The 4,535-nt window shown below is 50.3% G+C and carries 3 protein-coding genes and 1 pseudogene; 3 read left to right on the top strand and 1 reads right to left on the bottom strand.

The window, feature by feature from the left end:
* A partial coding sequence (locus AC1DSG_RS28020; RefSeq protein ID WP_477793773.1) for a hypothetical protein occupies nucleotides 1-1,635 on the top strand: 1,635 nt, incomplete at its 5' end.
* Nucleotides 1,636-1,754: 119 nt separating this feature from the next.
* Here AC1DSG_RS28020 and AC1DSG_RS28015 read toward each other — a convergent pair.
* On the bottom strand, nucleotides 1,755-2,795 hold the full coding sequence (locus AC1DSG_RS28015; RefSeq protein ID WP_477793772.1) for an acyltransferase family protein: 1,041 nt from the start codon (nucleotides 2,793-2,795) through the stop codon (nucleotides 1,755-1,757).
* A gap of 538 nt (nucleotides 2,796-3,333) precedes the next feature.
* Here AC1DSG_RS28015 and AC1DSG_RS28010 point away from each other — a divergent pair.
* Entirely contained in the window at nucleotides 3,334-3,759 is a 426-nt protein-coding gene (locus AC1DSG_RS28010; RefSeq protein WP_477793771.1) for a cell wall hydrolase, read from the top strand.
* A 447-nt stretch (nucleotides 3,760-4,206) separates the two neighbouring features.
* Nucleotides 4,207-4,389 (top strand): annotated as a pseudogene (locus tag AC1DSG_RS28005) (transposase domain-containing protein); the annotation flags it as partial.
* Nucleotides 4,390-4,535: the final 146 nt, after the last annotated feature.

The raw sequence follows: 4,535 nt of genomic DNA, 5'->3' as shown, positions 1-4,535 counted from the left end.
CTGCTGGACCGTACGACCAAGACAGTTACCTATCTTGGCAATGAGTACCGCGCCAAGGGATCGTTCATTCCGATGACGACCAGCAACTGGGCGACTGATGAGGCAAAGCTAAAGCTGATCGGCGACGACTCGCTGCGCCAGGATTTAAGCACTTCAGCTGGCTGGTCAGCGTTCGCGAAGAGCGTCAAAGATGCCTCTGCGTTTTTCGCTAGCGCCCTTGGGTTTGTTCCTGGTGACCGCGTTACTGCTAGATCAGGCGAGGTATGGGACATCGTTGCAGCAGGCGGAGGGGAGTTCAACCACCCTGTGTCTGGCTCTGGGTTAATCTGCGTTACGAGGCCTGACGGCTGGATGCTGGCGAGTAGCTATAACGTAGACCGACTTAACACTGCTGCTGTAAACCTCGCAGGTATTCAGCTAGGTCTTACTAAGCTAATTAGCCGTGGCGCCGGAACGCTGGTTCTTCCGGCAGGATCGCTTCAAGTTGGYGGCAGAATTACTATTCCGGCGGGTGTAGGGCTTCGAGGCTCTGCCTGGAACCAAACGATTCTTTCCTTTACCACGGTAGATGGGGGGATAGTGTGGGGTTCTGGCTCAATCCTTGAAGACGTAGACCTACGCGGAAACAACATTGCGCAGGACGGGTTGAAGGAACTTGCGTCGTTCAATCGGGTGTCTGGTCGGCGTGTTCGTATTCAGGATTTCACTAGGTACGGGCTGGCCATTGGTATGAATGCGCAGGGGAACAACTCAACACTAGAAGACTTCCAAGTAAAATTCTGTGGTGAGGCATGTATTGCACTTGGACAAGCGTTGAATATGACGCTGATCGGCATGAACACTGACCTGGCTGTAGACGCTCCCGTGACCTCGCGAGGCCTAAAAGTGTTCGACCTCTTCCCCGCTGGTGATTCCAATCAGCTATGCCGAAATACCAAGTTTATTGGCGGCATCTTTGAGAGGGGTACAGTAGACTTCCAAGTAGAGGTTGAGCGTGCAGCAGGATTGGCTTTTTATAAGTGCGAGTTCAACGCAGGCGCAGGCACAGGTGGAGCCTGCAAGATATCCAAAGGGACTGTTGAATTTTTCGGGTTCCATGGAACTCTAAACGGCACCTCCAGTATGATCCAAGCAGAGGATGCTGCTGACGTTCGRGTTTACTCACTCACATACTCTGGCAGTGAAGGTCGTGCGCTATCGGAAATGGTTACAGGCCCCGTCGTTATTGATGGCTCGATTGGTAAACGGACCCTGGCAAAGAATATGCGGAATGCAACTACTAGCCTATCTGGTGTATGCACGGCAACTAAGGACGCTACCCTTGGTACTCGTATCGTGTCCGCATCAGGGGGTTCGACGAATCGAGCATCAGTGTTCACAACAGATGGCACCACTGTTGCTGGTAAGCCTCGCGTGTATCGTGTTGAGATTGCGGTATCTGCAATCACGTCCGGTGTAGTTAAAGCCTATCTCTCGGTAGGTGGGTCGCCGTTTCGTATCTTGCTTGGGACGCTTGTTGTGGGCTACAACTCCTTCTCTACCGTCTCCGACCTCGCGTCAGGGGGTAGTGTCGAGTTCATTGGGGACGCTGCATTTGATATTACCCTGCTGACCGTGTCGTCTATGTCGTATTGATACAGAGCCAAATAGCCCGCACATGGCGGGCATCGCAGGTATTGCTGGATAGCGTGCAGGCCTTACATCTACTCTAATACATTAATAAGCACTCTACTTATCGCTTTATTCTGCCGACGTCAGCTGAAATGTTCAGGTCTAACCACAGCTCGCCTGCTTTTAAATTGTTTAAATTTCTCAACAAGAGGCACTTCTATTATCTTATGAAAAGCTACTCCGGCAATCGTGGCGATGATCGCGGAGATTGCGAACGCAACTGTTACGTGAATCGTGCTTGTTAGCTCTAATCTGACGAAGATTTTTGTTATGCCAGATATTATTTGTGAGTGCACAAGGTATATGGAATAACTGGCTGCGCCTAGGGTAATCAAATAGTGCGAAGGTTTTGAAGGGTTTGCTCGCTCCCATGTCGCAAATCCGTAGATTATAAGCACGGACGACAGCGCATAAAATATATTCAATTTCTCGTCTAAGTCGAATATTTCCTCTATGACGCCTAACGCTAAGAATGCGGATAGCCCGAAAATGCCTATGGCGAGGGAGGGCAGTCTCGATTTTAATTTTAATGTCAGAAAAGCCGCAAGCATTCCAAGTAGGAATAAAATATTGTAATTGCTGGTAATATGGCTAGCGCCAGTGTTAAACCATTTGTCGAGGAAGATGTCTGCGGGGCTATTGATAAGTATCGCAATTATCCAGCCGGAGAAGACTGTTATGCCTAGTTTCTTGTTGATTATGAGTGTGGTGAAAACTATGTAGAATGTAACTTCATGGACCAGCGTCCAAGCTACATATACAATCATCTCGTGTTTTATTAAAAAGAATGACATGATGACGTTTGTCATATCTGGAATTTTGTTGTATAGCAGGAAGTAGAGCGGTAGAGTGGCAGCKAATACAATCCAGTAAGTTGGATAAACCCGTGTAAATCTGCGCCAAAGATAATCACCCAGCTTACCTGGTTTTCCAATCCAGTTTTCATGGGCGTAAAATATTATGAAGCCCGATAAAACAAAGAAAAAGTCGACTCCAGCTCTTCCAAACAAGAAAAAATGCTCGATTGAAGTTGCCTTAAAGTATTTCTCCGTTATTCCAGCGGAGTGATGCAGTACTACGAGGAGCGCGGCAACCCCTCGGAATATTTGTATATAGTTTAGCATCGCCAGTCCTTTCGCGTTATATGGTGGTGATTTTAGACAGCTTGGGTCAGAGCTTTCGAATCGGAAAATATAGCACTCCGGTGATCGAGGTCGCTCTAGTTTTATTGAATTTCAGGTTGTCAGTGAGGCTCTGCTGAGAGCGAAATGATCGAAGCTTGCCGCCGCTGAAGGCGTCAGCGCCGCAACCGGAATCGTTGCATGCTCAGCTTGCTGGAGAAAACTCCCGAGTCGCCTCGAAGAGCATAGAGGCTTGCTCGATGAAGAGCTGTAATCCCAGAGCATCCATAACCTCTGATTTTTTTATACGCCCAGAGCCATCCGCGATGCTTGGTGGTTCTGATAGAAAATCTCACTTGAAGGCCTTAGAAGCAGGGGTTGACGGGTAGTATAGCAATACGCCTCTATTGGGAATGCGCCAAAAAATAACCTTTTTATGTCAGAGGCAATATAAAGGAGAACTTTGTCGACAGATTGCTCGCCGTGTAGAAAAACCCAACTGATGCCCGCCTAGTGCGGGCTTTTTTCGCCTGGAGAAAATATGCCTGTAACCGAAAAAGACCGAGACATCCTCGCCCGAACGCTTTACGGCGAGGCCAGAGGCGAAGGAGTGGCCGGCCAGATCGCCATCGCCTGGACTATCCGCAACCGCGTGAACGATGGTAAGGACAAGTCGTGGTGGGGCGAGGGCTATGCCGGCGTGTGCCAGAAGCCGTACCAGTTCAGCTGCTGGAACAAGAACGATCCGAACTACGCCTGCCTGAGTGGCGCAAAGCCGATCCCGTTCCGAGAGTTGGCTCAAGCGCGAATCGCCGCTGACCAGGTGATCGATGGGAAGGTGCCCGATCCTACCGGTGGCGCCACGCACTACTACGCGACCACCATGCCGAAGGCGCCGACTTGGGTGAAGGGCGCCACTCAGACTTTGAAGCTGGGTCACCACGTGTTCTTCAAGGATGTGCCGTGACAGCGCATCCTTCCTTTATATAGAGGTGAGGTGTTCGGTCGGCAGGACGCCGTAGGTGGGATTTTCTGCGGGGAATTCCTCCCCAAAACGCAACCGTTTGGACCAATGTTTATTGGGTTCTAAAGAGTCGCAAAAGGTGGTGATTTTTGTGGGTGATTTGTAGCTCAAGGCCTTGATTATAAAGACCTTTGTCGGTTTCTATGCGGCATCCCAGGCTTTGACACCGGGAAGTTACTCAGGGGTCATCAACACTGCGAGCGCCATTTTTATGTATCCGCTCCATGAACTCCACATTCCAAGCTGAGAGTTGACGGCTGATGCTGTGCTCCCGATTTCCATCAGGAGCCCATCACCATGATGCGTCCAAATGCCAGCGTCGAAAAAGTGTACCTCTACCCGAAGCCTGTAGATTTTCGAAAGTCCATCGACGGCTTGGCTGCGTTGGTCGACACGCCCAAAGGTGCGACTGCCAGCGCGCAGATCTACAGTCTGGTCGAGACCGCCAAGGTCAACGGCCAAGAGCCCTATACGTGGCTGCGCCACGTACTGGAACGACTGCCGCATGCGCAGTCGGTGGCCGACTACGAAGCACTATTGCCATGGAACTGCTCGCCAGAGATGCCACGGTAAACGAGGCGGTAGGCTGGCGGTAGGTGTAGTTCATGGATCGGATACGATGAATCAAGCTACTCAATTAAAAAGAAGTCGTTGATTTGGAGGATGAGGTAACAGAGGAAAACAGGATGGCTATTATGCAACGACAACTGCCTGAAATC

It is taken from the genome of Pseudomonas sp. P5_A12 (assembly GCF_056400685.1).
The sequence above is the reverse complement of the archived record's forward strand: the minus strand, read 5'-3'. Positions and strand labels throughout refer to the sequence as shown.

What these genes read in the sequence shown, in the direction of transcription:
- AC1DSG_RS28010 (WP_477793771.1), top strand. Translation starts at nt 3,334, where the DNA reads ATGCCTGTAACCGAAAAAGACCGAGACATCCTCGCCCGAACGCTTTAC.